Raw genomic sequence first — 23107 nt, 5'->3', positions numbered from 1 at the left:
TGTTGTTTTTATTTTTATCCCCATATTTTAGAAAATAATGCATTTATGTGAGATAATTGTTTATCTACTATTACTCGTTGTGATGATTCATCTAAGCTATCGATATTTAAATTAGGTAACCAAATTAATGATTCATCCATTTCAGATTCTGACTGTCTCCAATCAAAATCACATGTTAAATAAAATACATGCTTAATCCCACTAGTTTTAAACTCTTCATACCAAGCCTTTAATCGGTTTATTTTATTAGATTCTTCAGGTAAATAAGTAAATTCAGGAGCAATTACAACTCTGCCTTTATATGTACGTTCAAGTTCCGAAGTAAGTATTGTTAAGTCCTCTCTTTGCTCGGCTAGACCAATATTTTCTTTTTTCAAAGAAACAGGACAAAGTGGAATAATGATCGTATCGATGTACTCCAGATTTTCAATAACTTGATTTAATTCATTAGTTGTCCATTTCATCAAAATTACCTCTTTCTATTAAAATAATTTATTTATAATTGTGAAATTTTTGTGAACAAATTTCTATTTTCCATTTAACCATACATTACTATTTTAAGAAAGAAAAAAAGCCCGCGAATATTGGATTTTTCAATAAGTTTAAAGGCGTCTTGCTATTGAATTCAAAACCCCCATTAACAGTTTACTGATTAATATTAAAAAGTTGTGAATTTAGTTGAACTACTCTCCATTTCGATGCAAATATTTCTATGAGATCAATAAAGAACCCAAGAATCTTTCTATTTAGTGACTTTTTTACTAATTTTTTTTATAAGTGTATTTTTTTATGAGTAATTAGCTAACCTTAAGCTTACATACTGTCTTTTTTATCTAGTATAAGTTGATAAAACGTTCGACCCCTATGGGATATACCAGAAGGCTCAAGACCTAAAATAAAACGCATATGTCGATTAGGACCATGAATCTTGCCACACTTAAAAGCTAGGTCCCTAAAAATGGAAATAACCTCACATATCTTATTTAACAATAAAAATTAATTGTGTTCAATTAGCAAATAACTCTTCAACAGTAAAAAAGCCCCCATAAATGAGGACTTTTTTCAGGTTTTCATTAAGTTAATGAATTGAGTTGCTTAGTTAATTCTTGGAAAAGCTTTTTGTCTTGATGATCTAATGCTTCATCAATCATTTTCAGCAATCTGTCTTTTTGGAAATTAATAATTGAATCTGACAATAGCTTTTCAGCAATTACACGGTCTTTTTCGTTACTATTTAAGTTTTTTGGTATATGTGGGTTCTCTTCTAAAACTGAAACAAACATCGGATATTGAAAAGAAGATTTAAAGTTGAGCTGGATATAAATATCCTCATCCCGATTTAGTCGAATATCGTGAAATGATTTCTCTGCATCCGTCGTCATAACATTTTGTTTATAAAAATGAAATGGGACTTCCTTAACACAGTTTGTCGACATCACTAATCCACGTGGACAATAATTAGACTGTTCTACGAAATGAACCTTTTTCATTAAATAATCATGGCTCATTAGGTAATTTAAAATCCAAACACATTCTCTTTGCTTTAACTGAAAATTACTTAGAAACCACTTAACAAAATCTTTCTTCTCGTTCACAGATACAGGGGTTGCCATTATTAAATCCCTCCTCTGTCCATAAAATTTGTCCCCTTTTCTGAATAAAGAAAACTACAGAATTTCATTTATTCTTTCAAGACGCTCTCTTACTTCTTCCTGTAGATACTCATCGTCTACAAGTTTACTGTAAACCTCTTTTGCTTCTTGTACTAAGCCTTCTTCAAACAATAGGTCTCCGTATTCCTTTAAGAAGGAAATTTCCTGGTTAAAGTCATTATATGCTAGACGATATTGTTTTAATGCCAATTCATAATTTTCATTTCCATAATATGCTTTGCCTAAGTCCCAATTAAAATGAGGATCTGAAGCTCCATGCTCGATTGCTAGTTCAATTATACTAATAATATCATCGAAATCTTCTTCTTCGAAAAGAATTCCGACTAATAACTGAACTGCTTCAATTAGCGAAGGATCATAAACTAGTGCTTCCTGTAAATGTTTTTTACTTGCATCTAAATTCTTCATTTTACGAGCTAATTTTGCTGCTGATAAAAGGCATTCTACATTCGTTTCATCAACAAGTAATGCTTTTTGTAATATATCATAACCTTCTTGAATTTGGCCTTCAAGGTCATGTGCTTTACTTAGCCATAAATGTGCTACCAAATATTCTGGATCAAAGAAGATTGCTTCTTCGAATACTGGAATAGAGGCTGCATAGCGTTCAGCTTGAAATAGCGTAATGCCATATCCTAATAGCGTATGGAAGTCTTTTGTTTTCTGAATTCCTTTTTCATAATAGGAAATTGCATCTTCCCATTCACCTTCAGCACTTAAACATTCAGCAAGTCTTAAATCTTTATTTACCCCACTTACTTCAATTTCTTGATAGTTGAGTTTTTCGTAAAATGGAATTGCTTTTTTATAATCATATTTACTAAAATAATACTCCCCTAATGCAAAATCTACTACAGGTTCATTAGGTAAAATTCTTTTTGCTTCAAATAATTTTTGTTCAGCTACTTCATCAAGACCTTGAACTTGATATAAATCAGCCATTAATAAAAGTGCTTGAACTCGACTCTCACTATCTTCTTTTATTGCAAGTAAAATTTCTAAAGCTTCGTCTTCTAAATCTAGATCCAACAATATTTCTGCATACATTATTTTAAGATCATCGTCGTCATCGTATAAGTAAACTAAATCTTCAATGATATTTTTCGCATCTTCCACAAATCCTAATGATTGAAAAAGAAGTGCTGCTTCGTATTTTTCTTCATCGTTTGCAGCTTTTAAATTCTTTCTTAATAAATCCAATCCCTTTTCGGTATGACCGTTCTCTATTAACTGAACAGCTTCGTATAAACTCATTCTTACACCTCATATGACTACTTAATTAAATCATTTAATTGCTCTTTAAAGTTCGGAAAAGATACAGCTATACATTCTGTATTTTCAATAATTGTATCACCTTTAGCAAGTAATGCAGCAATTGAAAGCATCATTCCCATTCGATGATCTCCATGTGAATTTACATTCGCACCGATTAAAGAACTATTTCCTTGTATAATCATACCATCTTTTGTTGCTTCAATGCTTACACCAAGATTTGTAAGTTCTGTTACAACAGTCTGGATACGATCCGTTTCCTTTACTCTTAACTCTTCAGCATCTTTAATAATGGTCTCTCCATCTGCTAAAGCTGCTGCTAAGGCCAAGATTGGTAACTCATCGATACATGTAGGAATTTCAGCCCCACCGATTACAGTTGATTTTAAATCCGATGATTTCACTCGAATATTCGCAATTGGTTCTCCGTTTACAACTGTTTCATCCTCTAATGTTATATTAGCGCCCATTCTTTCTAAAACAGTTAATATCCCTGTTCTAGTAGGGTTCACCCCTACATTTTTTAACAAGATTTCGCTATTAGGAACAACCGACCCTGCTACTAAGAAAAATGCTGCTGATGAAATGTCCCCTGGAACAATAACATCTGTTGCAGTTAATTCTTGGTTTCCATTAATTGAGACTTTGTTCCCATCAACTTCTATCTCACAACCAAATGCCTTTAGCATTCTTTCAGTATGGTCACGAGACTTTTCTGGTTCAGTCACAGTTGTAGTACCTTTTGCGAATAAACCTGCTAATAAAATTGAAGATTTAACTTGTGCACTGGAAACAGGAGAAGCATAAGAAATACTATTCAGTGAACCTCCTCTAATAGAAATAGGTGTATATGTAGCGTCTTCACGTCCATCTATAGAAGTTCCCATCATTTTTAAAGGTTTTGTAACACGTTTCATTGGTCTTTTACCAATAGATTCATCACCAATAATAACTGAATGGAAAGGTAAACCACTTAATATTCCCATCATTAATCTTGCTGTTGTTCCCGAATTACCTACATCAAGTACTTCATGTGCCTCTTTAAGTTCTTCAATTCCTTTACCATAAACGACTACTTCATCTTCTGATACTTCGATTTGTACACCTAATTTTCTAAAACACGCAATCGTACTTAAACAATCTTCACCTAATAGAAAGTTAGTAATTTTTGTAGTCCCTTTCGCTAATGATCCAAACATAATTGCTCTATGAGATATTGATTTATCTCCTGGAATTGTAACATCACCAACTAAACGGATTTTTTCTAACTGGGTATTTCTCATCATAGTCACCTTATCTAACCTTTCTATATGTATTTACATTCCATTTTTTATTAAATCAAACCTTTTTTTTCTCTGAAATTCTATTCGACGAATTGTCCTATGTTTTTCATTTTCAATGATCAAATAGTCTAATTTAGAAAAAGAAAATGATATTTTGATTTAACATTTGATCAAAACACCATTTTCAGGTAAGTATTATGAAATTATTTGTTTTAAAAAACAATCTAAATTTTCTTTTATAAAGTCTTCCTCTAATTCACAAATCACTGGATTTCCAAAACTTTTTAATAATATATATTTTATTTTCAAATCTATATTTTTCTTATCTTGTTTCATTAGATTTACAATTGGCACTAATTCTAAGTTTGAATAAACAGGATAATTCAATCGATTATACCAATTTAAAATCTCATTAAATTTTAAGTCAACCTCAAAGAACTGTTCACTCAAATAGATTGAAAATAAGGTTCCAAATGCAATTGCCTCACCATGAGTTGTTTTTGCATAACCTAAATAAGCTTCAATTGCATGCCCTAGAGTATGGCCTAAGTTTAAAAATGCTCTTTCACCAGTTTCTCTTTCGTCTTTGGATACAATTTCATTTTTCACACTTATTCCCATTGTCACACATTTTTCAACAAACTCATCATCTAAATTTTCAAGTGAAAGAATATTATCCATTAACCAATTCAACTTGTCGATTGTAGAAATCATAGCTTCCTTACTAATTTCAGCAAAACCTGATCTCCATTCCTCTATTGGCAAAGTAGATAAAAAGCTTAATTCATACAATACTAGTTCCGGCTGATAAAATGCGCCAACTATATTTTTAGCTTTTGGAAGATTTATAGCGACTTTTCCACCTATAGCACTATCGTGGGCTAGTAAAGTAGTGGGTAATTGGATAAAACGAATACCACGCATATAAGAAGCTGCAACAAACCCTGCTAAATCACCAACTACGCCCCCGCCTAAAGCAATTATTAAACTATTACGATCTAATTGCACATCAAAACAATAGGTTAAACAATTTTCGTATATAGCAAAACTCTTACTTTTTTCACCATGTGGAATGATAAAGTGTTCAACTTTATTTGCTTTACTACAATTTAGTAGTACTTGCTCTAGATAAAGCGGAGCAACTTGATCATCTGTAATGATTAATATTTTTGAAACTTTAGGTACTAAGCTATCCAACTTTGACTGTAGTTGACTCAATACTCCAAACCCTATACAAACATCATATTGTTTAGAGCTTGTTTTTACAGTTATCGCATTCATTAAAAATTCCTCGCATACTCACGAAAATCATCAATATTACGCTTTAAACGCTCAAGTTGATCTGATTCAAATTGTTCAATAATTGCTTTTGCAACTTCCCAAGCAACAATATGCTCTGCTACTACACTTGCTGCAGGAACAGCACAGCTATCAGAACGTTCAATACTTGCTTCATAAACTTCCTTTGTTTCAATATCAACGCTCTGTAACGGCTTGTATAGCGTCGGGATAGGCTTCATTACTGCTCGAACGACAATTGGCATACCTGTTGTCATACCGCCCTCAAAACCGCCTGCACGGTTCGATAATCGGTAGTAGCCCTGTTCTTCTGAATATGCAATCTCATCATGAACTTCACTACCTGGTAAGGACCCAGCTTGAAATCCGATTCCGAATTCTACACCTTTAAAGGCATTAATGCTAACAATTGCACCTGCAATTTTTGAATCAAGCTTTCTGTCATAATGAACGTAGCTACCAACACCAGCTGGCATACCTTCAACGACAACTTCTACAATCCCACCAACTGAATCGCCATTTTGTTTTGCATCATCAATTAATGATTTCATATTTTCTGTAGCTTCTGCGTCTATACATCTTACTTCTGAGTTTTCAGCTCTATTATGTAACTCTTCTACATTTTTATAGTCTAAATTTTTTGCTTTAACTCCACCAATTTCAATAACATGGCTTGCAATTGTGATTCCTAGCTCACTCAACAATTTTTTTGCCACCGCTCCAGCTGCAACACGTACAGTTGTTTCACGAGCTGAAGATCGCTCTAAAACATTTCGTACATCTCTAAAACCATATTTTATAGCTCCATTTAAATCGGCATGCCCTGGTCTTGGTTTTGTAATGCTTCTTTTTCCTTCGTATTCTAGATCTTCTAAAGGTTCAGCACCCATAATATTAGTCCAATGTTTAAAGTCGTTATTTTCAACAACCAATGCGATAGGAGAGCCTAAAGTATAACCATGTCGAACACCGCTAGTAATTTGAGCAGTATCCTTTTCAATCTGCATTCTTCGCCCTCTTCCATATCCACCTTGACGTCTACGAAGTTCAACATTTATTTCTTCTGCTAAAATTGGTAAGCCTGCTGGAACGCCTTCAATAATTGTAGTTAATTGTGGACCATGTGATTCACCAGCTGTTAAATAACGCATTTCAACACCTTCTCTTTATGTAAGTTTAAAATTATTTAGTTACTACTATACCATAACCTAATCTGAAATTAACATAAAAAAAGAACCATAATTTGGCCCTTTTTTTGATTTTTTGCAAAAAATGAAATATCTCATACGAAAAAAGTAATTTTTTGCGCAGATACTTTGTTAATACTTAGGCACATGATCATTATTTCAAATAAAACAAAAAGCCAGCAATTATGCTGACTTTTTTCAAATACTATTAAATATTAGTATACCCACTCTTTAATAAGCTTAGAGTATTCAACTAATTCATTTTGATTGAAGAAAATACCGATTTCACGTTCTGCACTAGCAGGTGAATCTGAACCATGAATAATGTTTTTACCTACAGTTGCAGCATACTCACCACGGATTGTTCCTGGTGCTGAATCTTTTGGGTTTGTTGCTCCCATCATTTGACGAGCGGTAGCGATTACATTTTCGCCTTCCCAAACCATAGCGAATACTGGGCTTGAAGTGATGAAGTCTACTAATTCACCAAAGAAAGGACGTTCTTTGTGCTCAGCATAGTGAGTTTCAGCTTGTTCTTTACTCACTTGCATTAATTTAGCTCCAACTAAATTGAAACCCTTTTTTTCGAAACGTGAAACGATTTCACCAATTAAGTTACGTTGTACACCATCAGGTTTTACCATTAAATAAGTTCTTTCCATTATGCTCTACCTCACTTGATTTCAATTATGTATAAACAACACAGTTAGAATAGTAACATCAATTTATAAAATTATCAATAGTTTAAAATCTTGTTATATTATAAAAATTGAAATCGCTTCCAGATTATTGATTAACTTTTATCAATCTAACTGATTTACAGGAGTTCTATACAAATCTAAAAAGCCAAAAGAGGCAGTTGTAAATGCACTAGCATTTTCTCCGCCTCTAGTTTTTTCGATTTCCAATATTTTTAGCAATTAATATTAACATTTCCTTTGCTTCACTATCAGGAAGGCTATTGATACTGTTTAAAGATTTTTGTAAATATGCTTCACTGACTTTTCTTGCTGCTTTAATATATGTACTTTTACGAATTTGATTGATAAGAGGTTTTACAGATTCCGGATTGATTCCTTCATAAACGGATTCAATTTTCTCTTTAAGAGCTAAATCATTCATCGCAAACAAGACAGGTAATGTAATATTCCCTTGAATTAAGTCGCTGCCTGATGGTTTTCCTAATTCTTTCTCAGAAGCCGTAAAATCAAGAATATCGTCCATAATTTGAAAGGACATACCTAAATAGTATCCGTAATCTTTTAAACACTTTTGAAAAGCTGGAGAGGCTCCTGATGCAATTGCACCAATTTCACAACTTGCTGAAATTAAAAGTGCAGTTTTTCGTTTAATCCTTCTTAAATAACATTTTAAATTTTGGTCAAAATTATATTTATCTTTTATTTGTTCAATCTCACCTAAACAAATCTCTAAAATAGTCTCAGATAATTTTTGATGGGCCAATGGGATTTCGATATCTGACATACATTCCAATGCTTTTGCAAATAAAAAATCCCCTGCATACATAGCGACACGATCATTGTATGTTGAATTAATTGTCGGTTTACCTCTTCGTAAACTAGCTTCATCAATTACATCATCATGAACTAATGATGCCATATGTATGATTTCCAAAGTAGCTGCTACATTTTTAATCGATTGAAGGTTATATTGTCCAAATTTAGCACTAAGCAATACAAAAACTGGTCTAATTCTTTTACCACCAGATTCAAGCAACTGTACAGATGCATTTTTCAAAATTGGCTGTGAAGAATTGACTACTTTATGAAGCGTGCTTTCAATCTCATTAATGTCCTTTTTTAAATAAGAATATTTCCATTTAACCTTCATTCCGTTCACCTTACTATTCATCCCATTTTCTCGCTTTTTTGTAACTAGCTTTTTGGTTTAACACCTAAATGCATTGCTGCTACACCAAAAGTATAAGGTTTAATTTTTATTTTTTCTAATCCTGCTTTTTTGAAAAGATTTGCAAGTTCATTCATTCCTGGAAACGTGCTTGCACTTTCTTGTAACCAAGAATATTCTTTAAAGCTTTTAGCAAATATTTTCCCAAAAATCGGCATGATGTATTTAAAATACGCTTTATACACATGTCTAACACCAAATGCAGTCGGTTGTGATGTTTCTAAACATACAACAATACCTCCAGGCTTTACCACTCTTGTCATTTCCTTTAACACTTGATAATAATCTGGAACATTTCTTAAACCAAATCCAATTGTAACGACATCAAAATAGTTGTCCTCAAACGGTAACTCCATAGCATTTCCATGGATTAATTTTACTTGGTCTAAATGCATATTTTTAACTTTTTCTTCACCGATTGATAGCATATTTTTACTAAAGTCTAAACCTACTACTTCTCCGTCTTTTCCAACTGTATTTGCAAGTGCAATTGTCCATTCACCAGTACCACAGCATACATCAAGCGCTTTCATACCTTTTTGAACATTCATAATTTTCATAGTTTGTTTGCGCCAAGCAATATGTCGTCTAAAACTAATAATACCATTCATTGTATCATATTTATTGTAAATCTTTTCAAACACGTCATGTACGCGTTCTTCTTTTGATTGAGTCATATAAACCCCCACTAAACTAATTACGATTACTTCTATGTAGATTAATTTTGTAATTGTATTATTTTTGATAATTCTTCTTTTGTTTTAACTAAATCAACAATCCCCATTATTCTTTGAAATTGTGAAATAAAATCAGAGCAGTTTTCAACAGATGATCGTTCGAATTCTTTTTTCAGTCTTGCCATTAAACACTCTTGCTCAATATGCTTTATTGATTCATCTGCTGATATAAATTTTGCAAAATGTACAAGTATAGTTGATTCGATTACAGTTATACAGTTAAAAAGATCTTCTAAAGAACTATATTGTTCGTGAACTAGATTGATCTTCTCTTCATTCATTTCTTTAACAGCATATGAAAGTTCTCGAATTAAACCAATTTCCCCAGTTTTAGATAGAGCATCGTAATATAGTCCACTATATAAGTCTCCTTCTAAAACGGTTAATTGTTTCTTTTCACGATCCATTGGAGTACCTTCATATGTGGATACCTTTTCATGTGTATCTAATGCAATTTGATGAATCATCAAGGCTTTACAGTAATGTACAATTTTATCACTCGTAAAATTGTGATCATTTAATAAATTTATTAATAAAGTAACCTTTACATCATCAATTGTAGGTGTTGGAAGTTGTTGATTTAAATATGGGTGTTTAATCGTATGTAAGATTTGAGTGATTACTTCATTTTTTAACTCGTGAATACTATTCATTATTTCCATCCATTCCATTTATAACTGATTTTTTCATTATACCATAAGTATTTTAGATGGTATAAGGATTGCTCAATCAACTTGCATTAATTATAATGAATATTTTAAAAAAAGCAGGACTTCCGGCTTTTTAGACTGCCTGTCAAAGGCCCTGCTTTTTTGATTATTTGATTCTATTTAGTTGAATGAATCATTGCAAGAATTTCATTTCTTCCTTGCACATCTTCTTTAAGTGAGCCACGAACTGCCATCGTAACAGTTTTTGAGCCTGGTTTTCTTACTCCTCGCATAGACATACACATATGTTCTGCTTCTACAACTACCATTGCTCCGTGTGGTTGTAGTACTTCCATAATAGCATCAACTACTGAGGCAGTAATACGCTCTTGTAACTGAGGTCTTTTAGCTACTGTTTCTACAGTACGTGCTAATTTACTTAAACCAGTTACTCTTCCATTTCTAGGAATGTACGCTACATGTGCAACTCCGTAAAAAGGTAATAGATGATGTTCGCACATTGAATGGAATGGAATATCTTTTACAAGAACTAATTCTTCATGATCTTCACCAAATACTTTATGTAAATGAGCTTTTTCATCTTGGCGCATACCAGAGAATACTTCAGCATACATTTTCGCAACTCGCTTTGGCGTTTCGTAAATTCCTTCTCTATTTGGATCATCACCGATAGCTTCGAGAATTAGACGAACCGCTTGTTCAATTTTTTCTAAATTAACTTCATTCATTAATTGATCCCCCATGCTAAAAAAAATTCTAATATTCACTATCAGATTCGTTTTATTTTAACATAATTCTTTTTTTATAGGCAAAAAAAAGAAGGATACTTTCTTTTAGATCACCTAAAAACAACGCTTTCTATGTCCAAAATTAATTTTCGGTCCCAAAACCACGGAACTTTTTGGACTTTTTTAGCAAAAAAAGAAGGATGCTTTTATTAGCATCCTTCTTTTTCGCTTAAATTATGTAATTATTTTACTGCATCCTTAAGCGCTTTACCAGGTTTGAAAGCTGGAACTTTACTAGCTGCGATTTCGATTTCCTCGCCAGTTTGTGGATTACGTCCTTTACGAGCTGCACGCTCACGAACTTCAAAGTTACCAAATCCGATTAATTGTACTTTATCCCCGTTTTGTAATGCACCAAGAATTGATTCGAATACAGCGTCTACTGCTAAAGTAGCTTGTTTTTTAGTTAATTCACCAGCTTCAGCAACTGCATTGATTAAATCTGTTTTGTTCATGTCTTTCACCTCCTCCCAAAATTTTAGAAATGTTTCTTAATTTCATTTGTGACCAAAATTTTAAATTTTATACAACAAATTCCAATTAATTTCTTTGTCATGCCTTATATTATACGATTCTACGGCTTTTTTCAATATGTTTTATAAGAAAATGTTGGAATTACTCGAAAACAAGTGGTGATTTATCTGAAAAATTCATTTTTCTTCTTCAATTTTGTTATAAAGACTCGTGAAAGTGCGATGATTACTGTATTAATCGGCATTTTTTTAATTTTTTTGATGATTTTTAATAAATTTAATTTTGTTGGATTTTGTCGAATAACATTTATTTTACCTTACTAATTTTCTATGAATTTTCTTCAAATTTCATTTCCTTATATAAAAAATGACTAGTAGATTTTTTGAAAATTAATCCTTATTATTAGCAAACACAAAAAAAATCAGATGGTTTTTACCACCTGATCAATAATGATTAAAGGATAATTGCAATTAAACCGCCACTTCCTTCGTTAATAATTCTTTCTAAAGTTTCCTTCAATTTATATCTTGCATTTTCAGGCATTAGAGAAAGTTTCGCTTGGATGCCTTCACGCACGATTGAACTTAATGAACGTCCAAATATATCTGAGTTCCAAATTGATAATGGATTATCTTCAAAATCTTGCATTAAGTATTTAACAAGTTCTTCACTTTGTTTTTCAGTTCCGATGATCGGTTCAAACGTTGACTCGACATCAACTTTAATCATATGAATAGAAGGTGCTACTGCTTTTAATTTCACCCCAAACCTTGAACCATGGCGTATAATTTCTGGCTCATCTAAGCTCATATCTAAAAGCGAAGGTGCAGCAACTCCATAGCCGGTTTGTTTAACCATTCTTAAAGCATCAGCTACTTGATCATATTCTTGTTTTGCATGAGCGAAATCTTGCATTAATTCTAATAAATGATCTTTTCCGCGAATTTCTACTCCTACAACTTCTTTTAAGACTTGATCATATAACTCATCTGGTGCAGATAAATCAATTTCTGCAACCCCTTGCCCCATATCTATTCCAGCAAGTTGTGCATGTTCAATAAATTCATAATCACTAAATTGGCCAACTACATAGTCTACATCTCTTAATCGCTTAATATCTTTAACTGTTTCTTGAATTGCTTCTTGGTAGCTTTGACGTAGCCAGTGATTTTCTTTTAGCACTAATACCCAGCTAGGTAAGTTTACGTTCACTTCAAGGACTGGGAATTCATATAAAGCTTCGCGAAGTACGTTCATTACATCTCCTTCGCGCATTGCTTCAACACTTAATGCGATGACAGGGATATCATACTTTTCAGATAGTTCTTGTCTAAGTGCCTCTGTATTAGGATGATATGGCTGAGAAGAGTTGATTACCATAATGAAAGGCTTTCCAACTTCTTTTAATTCAGCAACTACTCGTTCCTCTGCTTCGATATAATCATATCTAGCTATTTCTCCAATTGTGCCATCAGTTGTTACAACAACTCCAATTGTTGAATGCTCTTGAATAACTTTTCTTGTACCGATTTCAGCCGCTTCATTAAATGGAATCGGTTCTTCATACCAAGGAGTGCTAATCATTCTAGGACCATTTTCATCCTCATAGCCTTTAGCCCCTGGCACACTATAACCAACGCAATCTACTAATCGAATATTTACATCTAACCCATCCGCTACATGAATTTTAACGCCTTGATTCGGAACGAATTTTGGTTCAGTAGTCATTATTGTTTTACCTGCAGCGCTTTGAGGTAATTCATCATGTGCTCTAGCACGATCCGCTTCATTTTGAATATTAGGGATTACAACTGCTTCCATAAAGCGTTTGATAAATGTTGATTTACCAGTACGCACAGCACCTACAACACCTAAGTAGATATCTCCTCCTGTGCGCTCTGCAATGTCTTTAAAAATATCTATCTTTTCCATGTGTTCCCCTCCCGATTTATCATTACATGGGAATAATTGACTTGAAGTAGTATACCTATGACAATATCATTCTATGATGTTGTCCTAGTGAGTTATGACAAGATTTTTTATTTTTTCTTTTTACTCACTTGGGATCAAATAAAAAAATCCTTCGATAAAATGTATTCTTTTATCAAAGGATTATGATTTATATTAATTTTTTTTGTTCTAAAAACACCGGTTGTCCATCTTTAATCGTATATGGAAGTGAGTATGCAGGCACGATTGGTGAGTCTTTTACTAAGATAGAACGAATATCTTCACCGAACTTATAATTTTTCGCTTCTTTAATTTTTGCATATAAATCAGTTGAATAGTCAACATAGAACTCCCCATCATTCCCCATTATGATTGGTAAGTTCTTATTGCTATAAGGACTGACTACGAACGGTTCTTCTTTGAAACCCATCTTTTTATAGTTTAATAGAAAAACACCATTAGCCAATGTTTTCTTGATAGGTGGGTAAGTATGTTTATCTTTATATACTTGTACTCTTAATGATACATCTCTTAGTTTTTCTGCAATTCTAAGATCGACTAATTTAACAGTCGGATTCTTTTCTGCATCTACTAATACGTACTGAAAGATACCACCATTTTCATAAGAATTACCAGGTGCATCACTTAAATAGCCAGGTGTTAGTTTTGTAAAATCAATTGGATATTTAATATAAATTGGTGTATTCATATCCTTGTTTTTTATAGGTAACATACCTGAATTGTTTTCCTTAAATTTATTAATTGCAGTTTGAACAGATTGTAATTGATCATCATATGGTATTTGATTTTGTGCAAGTTTATCTTGTGGATATAAACAGCCACTTAATAAACTTATTACAAAGCACATTAGAATGGAAAGAAATAGCTTTTTCATGTTAGTCCCCTTTATTCTCATTAACTAGGCCAGCTTAATACGATATATGTAATTAAAATCCCTGAAATAATTAAAGACATATATGCAATGAAGGCTGTAATCATTTTTAAAAATTTTATTTTTATTTTGTTTCTACTCAAGAAAATTAAAAATAATGATAAAAGCATTAATCCGATTCCTACAAAAGAAATAATTTCATTAATATGTGCCGCGTTCATTATGTTCCCCCTATGTATTTTCTACCATTATTATAGTATCAAAATAATCGCATGATTTGAATTAAAATCTTTTTAATCCTATTAAGACATTATCGACTTATTTAATGCTTAAGTATACTTGTCTATTATTAATTTATTTCCTGTTTCATTAAAAATCCATTAGAACTAATTCACTAGCTACAATCTAACAAACACCATCAAAATACCTCCTTGTTAAAAACCACCCAAGGAGGCCCCGGGACCATTCACATATTTAAAAGTGCAAAATAAAAAGAAAGAAAAAGTAAAATATACTCCTTCTTTCTTCGAAGCAAACTGGGGCAATTGCTTCGTAATCTTCTTCGACTAACACCCACCAGAATACATCCGGTATAAGTCATTCTATATTATGCGAAAATGTATGATTATGCACTAAATACATCGCTGAAGAATAAGCCCAATTATTTTTGTTTAAACATATTTGTTAAAGATTGAAAATCTAATGGCATATTATTTGTAACAATTGCTTGAACGATTTTGTCTTCTTTTTCCTTAGAAACTTGACGACCTGTCATCAATGCAATTTGACGAACTAGTTTTCTAACAGTTGCTTCATCTTTAAAGTTTGCATCTTTTACTGAATCAGCGACTTTAAAAATATCTGATTTGCTTACATTTGCTTTCTTTTCAATCTTATCGAAGAAACCATTTGGATTATTATTATTAGTCACCATTCAAACCTCCTTCTTTTCTATACAACATATGCTATGCAAAAAAAGAGAAATGGTGAAACGCCTATTTTAGTCCAAAAAAGAAAAAGCACTAAAACAAAGTTTTAATGCTTTTATACTATAAATATTTAAATAAAATTAATTACTCCGTAAGATCGCTAATATAATTTGAAGTACTTTCGCCTTCATGTTTTTTTACACGGGACATAAGTGCATCAACTGCTAATTTAGGATTTTTATTTTCAAATAATACTGCGTGTAATTCATTAACAATTGGCATTTCTACATTTACTTGTTTTGCTAATTGATATGCAGCCTTAGTCGTGCGAACCCCTTCAACGACCATACCCATATTATCTAGTACTTCGTCTAAAGATTTGCCTTTCCCTAATAAATTACCAGCTCTCCAGTTACGGCTATGGACACTCGTACAAGTTACGATTAAGTCGCCCATTCCAGTTAAACCAGCAAAAGTTTGAGTATTAGCTCCCATAGCCTTACCTAAACGAATTATTTCTGCAAGTCCTCGTGTCATTAATGCCGCTTTCGCATTGTCGCCATATCCAAGTCCGTCAGTAATACCAGCAGCAAGTGCGATAATATTCTTTAATGCTCCACCAATTTCTACACCGATTACATCTTCGTTTGTGTACACACGGAAATAACCATTTGAGAATAATTCTTGAACAATTTCCGCATCTTCCATATTTTTTGATGCCGATGTTACAGTCGTTGGATGTCTTAAAGCAACTTCTTCAGCATGACTTGGACCTGATAATACAACTACTGATTTTAAAAATTTCGAATCAATTTCTTCAGAGATCATTTCAGAAACACGCTTTGATGTGTCTGGCTCAATCCCTTTACTTGCATGGATTATTGTAACCTCATTCGTTAATTCATTATTTAATTGTTGACAAACTTCTCTTATTGCTTTAGTCGGTACAACAAGCAAAATATAGTTAGCACCATTGATTGATTCCTTTAAATTAACCGATGCCTTTAAATTTTGAGGTAAATTAATTTCTGGCAAGTATCTTTTATTCGTATGTTGTTCGTTTATTTCATTTATTTGTTCGGATTTATTTCCCCATAAAGTAACTGTATGCCCATTATCTGATAAAACCATGGCTAATGCAGTTCCCCAACTACCTGCACCTAAAACAGCGATTTTTTCCAAATCAACACTCCCCTTCATAAAGAATCCATATTTTACATCGAATTTAAGCTCGTGCACGACCGATAATCCTAATTGGAGATCCCTCAAAATCAAAAGCATCTCTAATTCGATTTTCTAAGAAACGCTCGTAACTAAAGTGAAGTAATTCAGGATCATTTACAAAAACAACAAATGTTGGTGGTTTAATTGCTACTTGAGTTGCATAATACACTCTTAATCTTTGTCCATTATGTGTAGGTGTTGGATTCATCGCAATTGCATCCATAATTACATCGTTTAGGACATTTGTAGGAACGCGTAAGCTATGGCTCTCACACGCTTTATTAATCATTGGTAATAAAGTTTGCGTTCTTTTCTTTGTTTTAGCTGAAAGGAATACAATCGGTGCGTAGTCTAAGAATTGGAAATGTGCTCGAATGTTTTCAATGAATTCATTCATCGTTTTTTCATCTTTTTCTACTGCATCCCATTTATTTACAACAATAACAACTGATCTACCTGCTTGGTGAGCATAACCAGCGATTTTCTTATCTTGTTCGATAATACCTTCTTCACCATCTAATACAACTAAGACGACATCTGATCTCTCAATTGCACGTAAAGCACGTAATACGCTGTATTTTTCCGTACTTTCATAAACTTTACCTTTTTTTCTCATACCAGCTGTATCGATAATGACATAGTCTTGGCCATCTTTTGAGTAAGGTGTATCGACTGCATCACGTGTAGTTCCTGCAACATTACTTACAATTACACGTTCTTGACCTAATAATGCATTTACTAAAGATGATTTTCCTACATTTGGTCGTCCAATTAAACTAAATTTAATTGTCTCTTCATCGTAATTATCATCTTCTTGCTCAGGGAAATGTTTTACAACTTCATCAAGTAAATCACCTAGTCCTAAACCATGTGAACCTGAGATTGGAAATACTTCCCCAAATCCTAATGCATAGAAGTCGTAAATATCGCTTCTCATTTCAGGATTATCGACTTTATTAACTGCTAATACTACCGGTTTTTTTGTTTTATAAAGGATTTTAGCAACTTCCTCATCTGCCGCTGTAACACCTTCACGTCCATTTGTTAGAAAAATAATAACATCCGCTTCATCAATTGCGATTTCAGCTTGTTGGCGAATTTGCTCTAAAAATGGCTCATCACCGATGTCAATTCCCCCTGTATCGATTAAACTAAATTCTTGATTTAACCACTCACCTGAACTGTAAATACGATCACGAGTAACACCTGGTATATCTTCTACAATTGAAATTCTTTCTCCCACTATCCTATTAAAAATAGTTGATTTCCCTACATTTGGTCGTCCAACTATTGCAACTGTCGGTTTAGACATTTAATTCATCCTTCCTAGCATAACTATGTACCATTTAAATCATCTAAATGTGTTTTAGTTTAGTATTTAAAATTGATTTATTTAAATAACTTATCTATTTTAACAAAAAATATGAAAAAAAACCAATACCCATCAATTTTTTAATAATTTTCTATTTTTGAGGCTTATTTTTGATACGTAAATTGCGATGAATTGAATTGCTGACAATAATAAAATAGACATTAATAAAGTATCAAACCAACTTAAATCTCCAATTATATATTTAAAATTAATTGACTTAAACGTAATATAATTAAAAATTTCTCCCTGAACTAGACCAATTGTTATATAACGAATTTTGTCATAATAGGATTTACTTAAAAAGAAAGTAAGTAGTAATACTAAAAATGAACTAATTATTCTCTCATCAATAAAAAAGCTTGCAGGATCATAAATCGATAGCAGTGTAACTACACTATATGTCATTCCTATAATCAAGCCTTTAAAGAAATGAACTATTTGATCAATTAATTTTAATAAACTAATAAAGTAGCTTATGATAAAAATTATAATGATATATGAAAGATTTATTTCAATTGAAAATAGATCAATTGTATAAGCTGAACAACTAATTAATATAAGCACTCCAGATAAATACAAGAAATTCTTCTTAGTTCGATCCCGATTAAGCAAAAGAAATAAAACAATAATCCAAGAAGTAATGATAAATAAACTACCTTGCACACGAAAACCTCCTAATAGTACTAGTATGAACAATTCATATGCAAAAATAAGCAAATAGAAAAGAAAGTGTATAAGAAGTTGCATTTAAAACGAATCTATAAATGAGATTTTTTTGGAGGTGAAACGAGTGGGAAAAGATCGTCAAGAAAAGAAACTTAAACAATCTAGAAGAGTTGAATCTGATCGAGATCAAAGCATACATTACAAAGGTGCTACACGTTTGGACACGCCTGAAGAAGCAAGAGCAGAAAATCAGCATAACTAAAGTGTTCTAAATAAAAATCCTTCAGCAAATGGCTGAAGGATTTTTTATTATTTTTTAAATTTATTTAACTTATCACCAAGAAGTTCGCTTAATTGGAAACCACTTTCACTTGGTTGAACGTATTTAGCAATATCCTCTTGAAGTTCAGCTTCACCAGCTTCTTTAATGCTTAATGATAAGCGTTTTTCAGTAGGATTAATATCTAAAACTTTAACTTTAACTTTTTGACCAACTGTTAGGACTTCGTTTGGATTTTTAATATGTTTATCAGCAATTTGGGAAACATGAACTAATCCTTCAATTCCATTTTGTACTTCTACAAATGCACCAAAGTTTGTAAGACGTTTTACAGTCCCCTCAACAACTGCCTCTGCTTTAATGCTTGGATTTAATTGATCCCATGGTCCTGGCTGTATTGCTTTCATTGATAAAGCAATACGGTTTGTATCTGAGTCAATTGAAAGAACTTGAACTTTCACAGTATCTCCCACAGATACAATCTCTTCAGGTTTTGTAACTCGTTTATGAGACATTTGAGATACATGGACTAGCCCATCGACTCCACCAATATTTACAAAAGCACCGAAATTTGTTAATCGTTCTACTTTACCTTCAACGATTTGCCCAACTTTAATAGAAGAGTATGCTTGACGGCGATTTTCAACTTCATTTAATTGCTCAACTGCTTTATGAGATAAGATTACTCGATTTTTTTCGCGATCTAGTTCTTCTATCACTACTTCAAGCGATTGACCAACAAAGCTTCCTAAATCTTCAACGAATTTTTTTGAAACAAGTGAAGCCGGAATAAATCCACGAACGCCTACGTCTGCAATTAGTCCACCATTTACTTGCTCTGTAACGATCACTTCAAAAACTTCTTTACTAGCTAATTTCCCTTCTAATTGTTCCCAAGCTTTAACTGAATCTACGGCACGTTTAGAAAAAACAACTGCATCTTCCTCAACTTTAATAACCTTTAATTCAATTTCTTGTCCAACAGTTAGCGCGTCATTTACATTTTCAATATGTACGTTTGAAATTTCTTTTATTGGAAGAATACCATCTGTTTTTCCACCGAAACCTACGATTGCTTGCTTATCTTCAATTTGTTCTACTACACATGAGATAATTTCCCCAACTTCTGGCATTACTTTTTCAACCATGTCATATTCCTCCTTATGTTTTAAAAATGGATAGACCAATTATGTATTATCCTCTTTTACCTTCTAATAAATAAGCAAAAAAGTCAAGAAATCTGATGACTAATTCTTCTAAATATTTTTTATTTTCCCTTCGACAATCGTTAATATTTCATTTACGACATCATCAATGTTTTTTGAAGTAGTATCTAATGAGATTGCATCATCAGCTTTTTTCAATGGTGAAACTTCTCTTTCCGAGTCAATTCTGTCTCTTGTTGCTATTTCTATTTTTAATTGCTCTAAATCACTTTCAAAACCGTTTTTGACATTTTCGATATGTCTTCTTTGAGCTCGTTCATCTACAGAAGCAATCATGAAGATCTTAACTTCTGCACCAACTAATACATGAGTTCCAATATCTCTTCCATCCATTACAACCCCACCATTTACGGCATATTGACGTTGTAAATCGACCATTTTTTCACGAACTAAACTATGTTTTGCAACATATGATACGTTTCTAGTTACTTCTGGTGTTCTTATTGGCTCTGAAACATCTACATCATCAATGAAAACTTTTTGAGTCCCTTCTTCCGGGATTAACTTGATCGTAATATTTGAAAGTAAGTTACTTAAATCCATCTCGTTATTGACATCAATATTGTTTTGGATTGCTTTAAAGGTTAGAGCACGGTACATTGCACCAGTATCTATATATACATATCCTAATTTTTTTGCAACAATCTTTGCAACTGTACTTTTACCAGCAGCTGCCGGTCCATCTATTGCTATACTAATTTTTTTACTCATAAGTCCTCCTACATAAAAAAAGTGCTACTTCAATAGCAACCTTTAATCTTATCATGTCCTAAAAAAATAAAAACAAATAAAAATAAAGCAGGCTAGCCTGCTTTAATTAATATTACCATATGATTCCGACGAATTCACCTATTTACCAATATGATTAGATACTTCTCTCGTTACGTCCTTAGCTTTTTGCGTAACGCCTTCATACAATTCAATTTTCGTTAAATAGACAGAAAGACTAGGGAATGATAAGACGTATTGACTTATGACTAAACAAAATAATTGAATAATAATTAATTTAAATAAAATTCGCTCGATTCTTTTCATTTAAGATCATACCTTTTTTATTACCAGTATGATTAGATTCAAATAATTTTATACACAATTTTGAATTTAATTTTTAATTCATCTATCTTTTAACAGTGTTAAATTAAAAAAAACGTGCTAAGCACGTTTTTGAGAAATGTATAAACAAATAAAAATTATTTAGAAAATCCCTCAAGAATATGATCCTCTTCGGATGCTAACATTACAGTTAATTTAATTCTTGCCTTTTTACTATCATAATCTTTACCTAAAATAACACCTTTATTAACTAAATCATAGGCACTTCCGTAATAATCATACGTCGGATATACTTCGCCTTCTTCAGAACTTGTTGTGATGACTACTTTAATGCCATCTATAACAGCTTTTTCAATTTCTTCGGTCATATGTGGAGAAACTTGTCCTCTTCCAACGCCTTCAAGGACAATTCCTTTAGCACCATTTTCTACAGCTGCTTTAATTAAATATCCTTTTGCCTCAATATAACATTTAATTATATCAACTTGAGGTAACTCACTTGTAATTTTGTATTTATCCTTTAATACCGGTTTTTGATAGATATGTACTTTATCGTTATCGATAATCCCTAGGTATCCGAATCCAAATACGTTAAACCCTTGAATATTAGATGCATGTTCTTTTTTAACATATTTTGCAGTAAAAATACGTTCATTAAAGACAACAACTGTACCAATATTTCGAGCAGATTCGTCAGATGCAGTATAAATAGCATGTCTTAAATTGATAAATGCATCAGTACCTAATTCACCTGGTGATCTTTGAGAGCCAGTAATAACAACTGGACGATCATCGTCAATTGTTAAATCTAAAAAATAAGCCGTTTCTTCTAACGTATCAGTTCCATGGGTAACGACAACCCCATCTATTGTTTCATCTTGATAATATTCTTCAATTTTATTCTTTAACAACATCCAATGTTCGAAGCCAATGTGCATACTTGGAACTTGGAAAAAAGAATCAACAATTACATTTATATCTTTTGGTAAATTGAGCATTTCTGCAATTTCTTGACCTGACAATGCCCCAGAATCTAACTTACCTGATTCTGCATTTGGTTTACTAGCAATCGTTCCACCCGTTGTTATTAATACTACTTTTTTCATTTTCAGCACCTCATTTCACAAGAAATTATAACATTTTAAAATTCTTTAAGTAAACAGAAAACGGCTTGAAAATATTTAATAAAAAAAACGTAGCATCGCTACGTTTTTAGTTTATTTAAAATTATTCATTACTAGCTAAGTGGGAAACTATTAAGTCACCGTGAAAGCGACCATTTTCTATAAAAATTTCGTTTGCATTGTTTCCTGCGGCAATTACCCCAGCAATATATATGCCTTCAATATTTGTTTCCATCGTTTCTGGATTAAATAACGGTCTTCCTGTTGTATCATCAACTTTTACGCCCATACTTTTAATTAGTGTATGATCAGGATGGTAACCTGTCATGGCATAGACAAAGTCATTCTCAATCTCAGCTATTTGCCCTTCTTTTTCGTATACTACTGATGATTCTTTTATTTCAAGTAGATTTGCGTTAAATTCCATTTTAATTGTTTCAGAACGGACAAGTGCCTCGAATTCTGGTAGAACCCATGGTTTAATACTTGGTGAATAAGAGCTACCTCTATAAAGTACAGTTACATCCGCTCCACACTTTTCTAATTCTAGTGCTGCGTCAACACTTGAGTTTTTACCACCAATAACGACAACCTTCTGATTAAAATGTTTATGACCTTCAAAAAAGTAATGTGAAACTTTATTAAGCTGTTCACCAGGCGTTGATAAATAGTTTGGTTGGTCATAATACCCAGTTGCTACAATAACTGCTTTTGCTTCATAGCGTTTTTCTTCACCGTTTATTGTAACTGATTCGATGATAAAACCATTTTTCTTACTAACCGTTTTTACCTCTTCATATGCATTAATTTTAATTTTATTTCGTTTAACAACGTCACGGTAATATGCTAGAGCCTGGTGTTTTTTTGGTTTTCTACCTTCAATTATAAATGGAATATTTCCCACTTCTAATTTTTCACTTGTACTAAAAAATGTTTGATGCGTTGGAAAACGACTGAGGGTATGAACTATATTTCCTTTTTCAATTATTAATGCAGATATCCCCTTATTTTTTAAAGCTAGATAAGCTGCAATACCACAGGGTCCTCCGCCAATGATCAGAACTTCAACTTTTTCCAT

25 protein-coding genes are annotated in these 23107 nt (G+C 32.5%); 1 reads left to right on the top strand and 24 read right to left on the bottom strand.

What is annotated here, in order from left to right; translation table 11 throughout:
• Positions 1-14 precede the first annotated feature (14 nt).
• The 19 genes from ACFVR2_RS04890 to ACFVR2_RS04800 form a co-directional block, all read right to left on the bottom strand.
• Positions 15-464, bottom strand: a complete 450-nt coding sequence (locus ACFVR2_RS04890) for a DUF2487 family protein (protein ID WP_387359387.1) — start codon at positions 462-464, stop codon at positions 15-17.
• Positions 465-1073: 609 nt separating this feature from the next.
• Complete coding sequence (locus tag ACFVR2_RS04885) at positions 1074-1613, bottom strand: ReoY family proteolytic degradation factor (RefSeq protein WP_387359385.1); 540 nt, start codon at positions 1611-1613, stop codon at positions 1074-1076.
• 54 nt (positions 1614-1667) lie between these two features.
• Positions 1668-2927, bottom strand: a complete 1260-nt coding sequence (locus ACFVR2_RS04880; RefSeq protein ID WP_387359383.1) for a tetratricopeptide repeat protein — start codon at positions 2925-2927, stop codon at positions 1668-1670.
• Between the two features lie 17 nt (positions 2928-2944).
• Positions 2945-4228 (bottom strand): 3-phosphoshikimate 1-carboxyvinyltransferase, encoded by a 1284-nt coding sequence (gene aroA / locus ACFVR2_RS04875; RefSeq protein ID WP_387359381.1) that lies wholly within the window; start codon positions 4226-4228, stop codon positions 2945-2947.
• A 195-nt stretch (positions 4229-4423) separates the two neighbouring features.
• Complete coding sequence (gene aroB / locus ACFVR2_RS04870) at positions 4424-5509, bottom strand: 3-dehydroquinate synthase (RefSeq protein WP_387359379.1); 1086 nt, start codon at positions 5507-5509, stop codon at positions 4424-4426.
• Complete coding sequence (gene aroC / locus ACFVR2_RS04865; RefSeq protein ID WP_387359377.1) at positions 5509-6678, bottom strand: chorismate synthase; 1170 nt, start codon at positions 6676-6678, stop codon at positions 5509-5511. Before aroC ends, aroB begins: the two co-directional genes overlap by 1 nt.
• Positions 6679-6929: 251 nt before the next feature.
• Positions 6930-7376, bottom strand: a complete 447-nt coding sequence (gene ndk, locus ACFVR2_RS04860) for a nucleoside-diphosphate kinase (RefSeq protein ID WP_387359375.1) — start codon at positions 7374-7376, stop codon at positions 6930-6932.
• Between the two features lie 226 nt (positions 7377-7602).
• Complete coding sequence (gene hepT / locus ACFVR2_RS04855) at positions 7603-8565, bottom strand: heptaprenyl diphosphate synthase component II (RefSeq protein WP_387360448.1); 963 nt, start codon at positions 8563-8565, stop codon at positions 7603-7605.
• A gap of 44 nt (positions 8566-8609) precedes the next feature.
• Positions 8610-9320, bottom strand: a complete 711-nt coding sequence (locus ACFVR2_RS04850; RefSeq protein ID WP_069031867.1) for a demethylmenaquinone methyltransferase — start codon at positions 9318-9320, stop codon at positions 8610-8612.
• A gap of 41 nt (positions 9321-9361) precedes the next feature.
• On the bottom strand, positions 9362-10033 hold the full coding sequence (locus ACFVR2_RS04845) for a heptaprenyl diphosphate synthase component 1 (RefSeq protein WP_387359372.1): 672 nt from the start codon (positions 10031-10033) through the stop codon (positions 9362-9364).
• Between the two features lie 173 nt (positions 10034-10206).
• The gene (folE, locus tag ACFVR2_RS04840) at positions 10207-10779 is read right to left on the bottom strand and encodes a GTP cyclohydrolase I FolE (protein WP_387359370.1); all 573 of its coding nucleotides are present in this window, start codon (positions 10777-10779) and stop codon (positions 10207-10209) included.
• A gap of 242 nt (positions 10780-11021) precedes the next feature.
• Positions 11022-11294: an HU family DNA-binding protein gene (locus ACFVR2_RS04835; RefSeq protein WP_056466694.1), complete on the bottom strand. Its 273-nt coding sequence runs from the start codon at positions 11292-11294 to the stop codon at positions 11022-11024.
• 472 nt (positions 11295-11766) lie between these two features.
• On the bottom strand, positions 11767-13245 hold the full coding sequence (gene spoIVA, locus ACFVR2_RS04830; protein WP_069031864.1) for a stage IV sporulation protein A: 1479 nt from the start codon (positions 13243-13245) through the stop codon (positions 11767-11769).
• 187 nt (positions 13246-13432) lie between these two features.
• Complete coding sequence (locus ACFVR2_RS04825; protein WP_387359368.1) at positions 13433-14158, bottom strand: hypothetical protein; 726 nt, start codon at positions 14156-14158, stop codon at positions 13433-13435.
• 20 nt (positions 14159-14178) lie between these two features.
• Positions 14179-14376 carry a DUF2768 domain-containing protein gene (locus ACFVR2_RS04820; protein ID WP_056466707.1) on the bottom strand — a complete coding sequence of 66 codons (198 nt, stop codon included), beginning with the start codon at positions 14374-14376 and terminating at the stop codon, positions 14179-14181.
• A 440-nt stretch (positions 14377-14816) separates the two neighbouring features.
• On the bottom strand, positions 14817-15089 hold the full coding sequence (locus ACFVR2_RS04815; RefSeq protein ID WP_335415599.1) for a stage VI sporulation protein F: 273 nt from the start codon (positions 15087-15089) through the stop codon (positions 14817-14819).
• A gap of 139 nt (positions 15090-15228) precedes the next feature.
• Entirely contained in the window at positions 15229-16266 is a 1038-nt protein-coding gene (locus ACFVR2_RS04810; protein ID WP_387359365.1) for an NAD(P)H-dependent glycerol-3-phosphate dehydrogenase, read from the bottom strand.
• A gap of 43 nt (positions 16267-16309) precedes the next feature.
• Complete coding sequence (der, locus tag ACFVR2_RS04805) at positions 16310-17620, bottom strand: ribosome biogenesis GTPase Der (RefSeq protein ID WP_387359363.1); 1311 nt, start codon at positions 17618-17620, stop codon at positions 16310-16312.
• A 132-nt stretch (positions 17621-17752) separates the two neighbouring features.
• Entirely contained in the window at positions 17753-18343 is a 591-nt protein-coding gene (locus ACFVR2_RS04800; protein ID WP_387359361.1) for a YphA family membrane protein, read from the bottom strand.
• Between the two features lie 127 nt (positions 18344-18470).
• On the opposite strand from ACFVR2_RS04800, the gene ACFVR2_RS04795 reads away from it, so the two are divergent.
• Positions 18471-18608: a YpzI family protein gene (locus ACFVR2_RS04795; RefSeq protein WP_082459340.1), complete on the top strand. Its 138-nt coding sequence runs from the start codon at positions 18471-18473 to the stop codon at positions 18606-18608.
• Between the two features lie 47 nt (positions 18609-18655).
• Here the strand turns inward: ACFVR2_RS04795 and rpsA are convergent, their stop codons facing one another.
• The 5 genes from rpsA to ACFVR2_RS04770 form a co-directional block, all read right to left on the bottom strand.
• Positions 18656-19774, bottom strand: a complete 1119-nt coding sequence (rpsA, locus tag ACFVR2_RS04790; protein WP_387359359.1) for a 30S ribosomal protein S1 — start codon at positions 19772-19774, stop codon at positions 18656-18658.
• A 108-nt stretch (positions 19775-19882) separates the two neighbouring features.
• Positions 19883-20563: a (d)CMP kinase gene (gene cmk / locus ACFVR2_RS04785; RefSeq protein WP_387359357.1), complete on the bottom strand. Its 681-nt coding sequence runs from the start codon at positions 20561-20563 to the stop codon at positions 19883-19885.
• A gap of 138 nt (positions 20564-20701) precedes the next feature.
• Entirely contained in the window at positions 20702-20887 is a 186-nt protein-coding gene (locus tag ACFVR2_RS04780) for a DUF5359 family protein (RefSeq protein ID WP_387359355.1), read from the bottom strand.
• Positions 20888-21042: 155 nt separating this feature from the next.
• On the bottom strand, positions 21043-22011 hold the full coding sequence (locus ACFVR2_RS04775) for an asparaginase (RefSeq protein WP_387359353.1): 969 nt from the start codon (positions 22009-22011) through the stop codon (positions 21043-21045).
• A 121-nt stretch (positions 22012-22132) separates the two neighbouring features.
• Positions 22133-23107, bottom strand: a complete 975-nt coding sequence (locus tag ACFVR2_RS04770) for a YpdA family putative bacillithiol disulfide reductase (RefSeq protein WP_387359351.1) — start codon at positions 23105-23107, stop codon at positions 22133-22135.

Source organism: Gottfriedia sp. NPDC057991 (assembly GCF_042886615.1).
Lineage (GTDB): Bacteria > Bacillota > Bacilli > Bacillales > Bacillaceae_G > Gottfriedia.
Note: the sequence above shows the minus strand (reverse complement) of the source record. Positions and strands in the feature narration are given on the sequence as shown.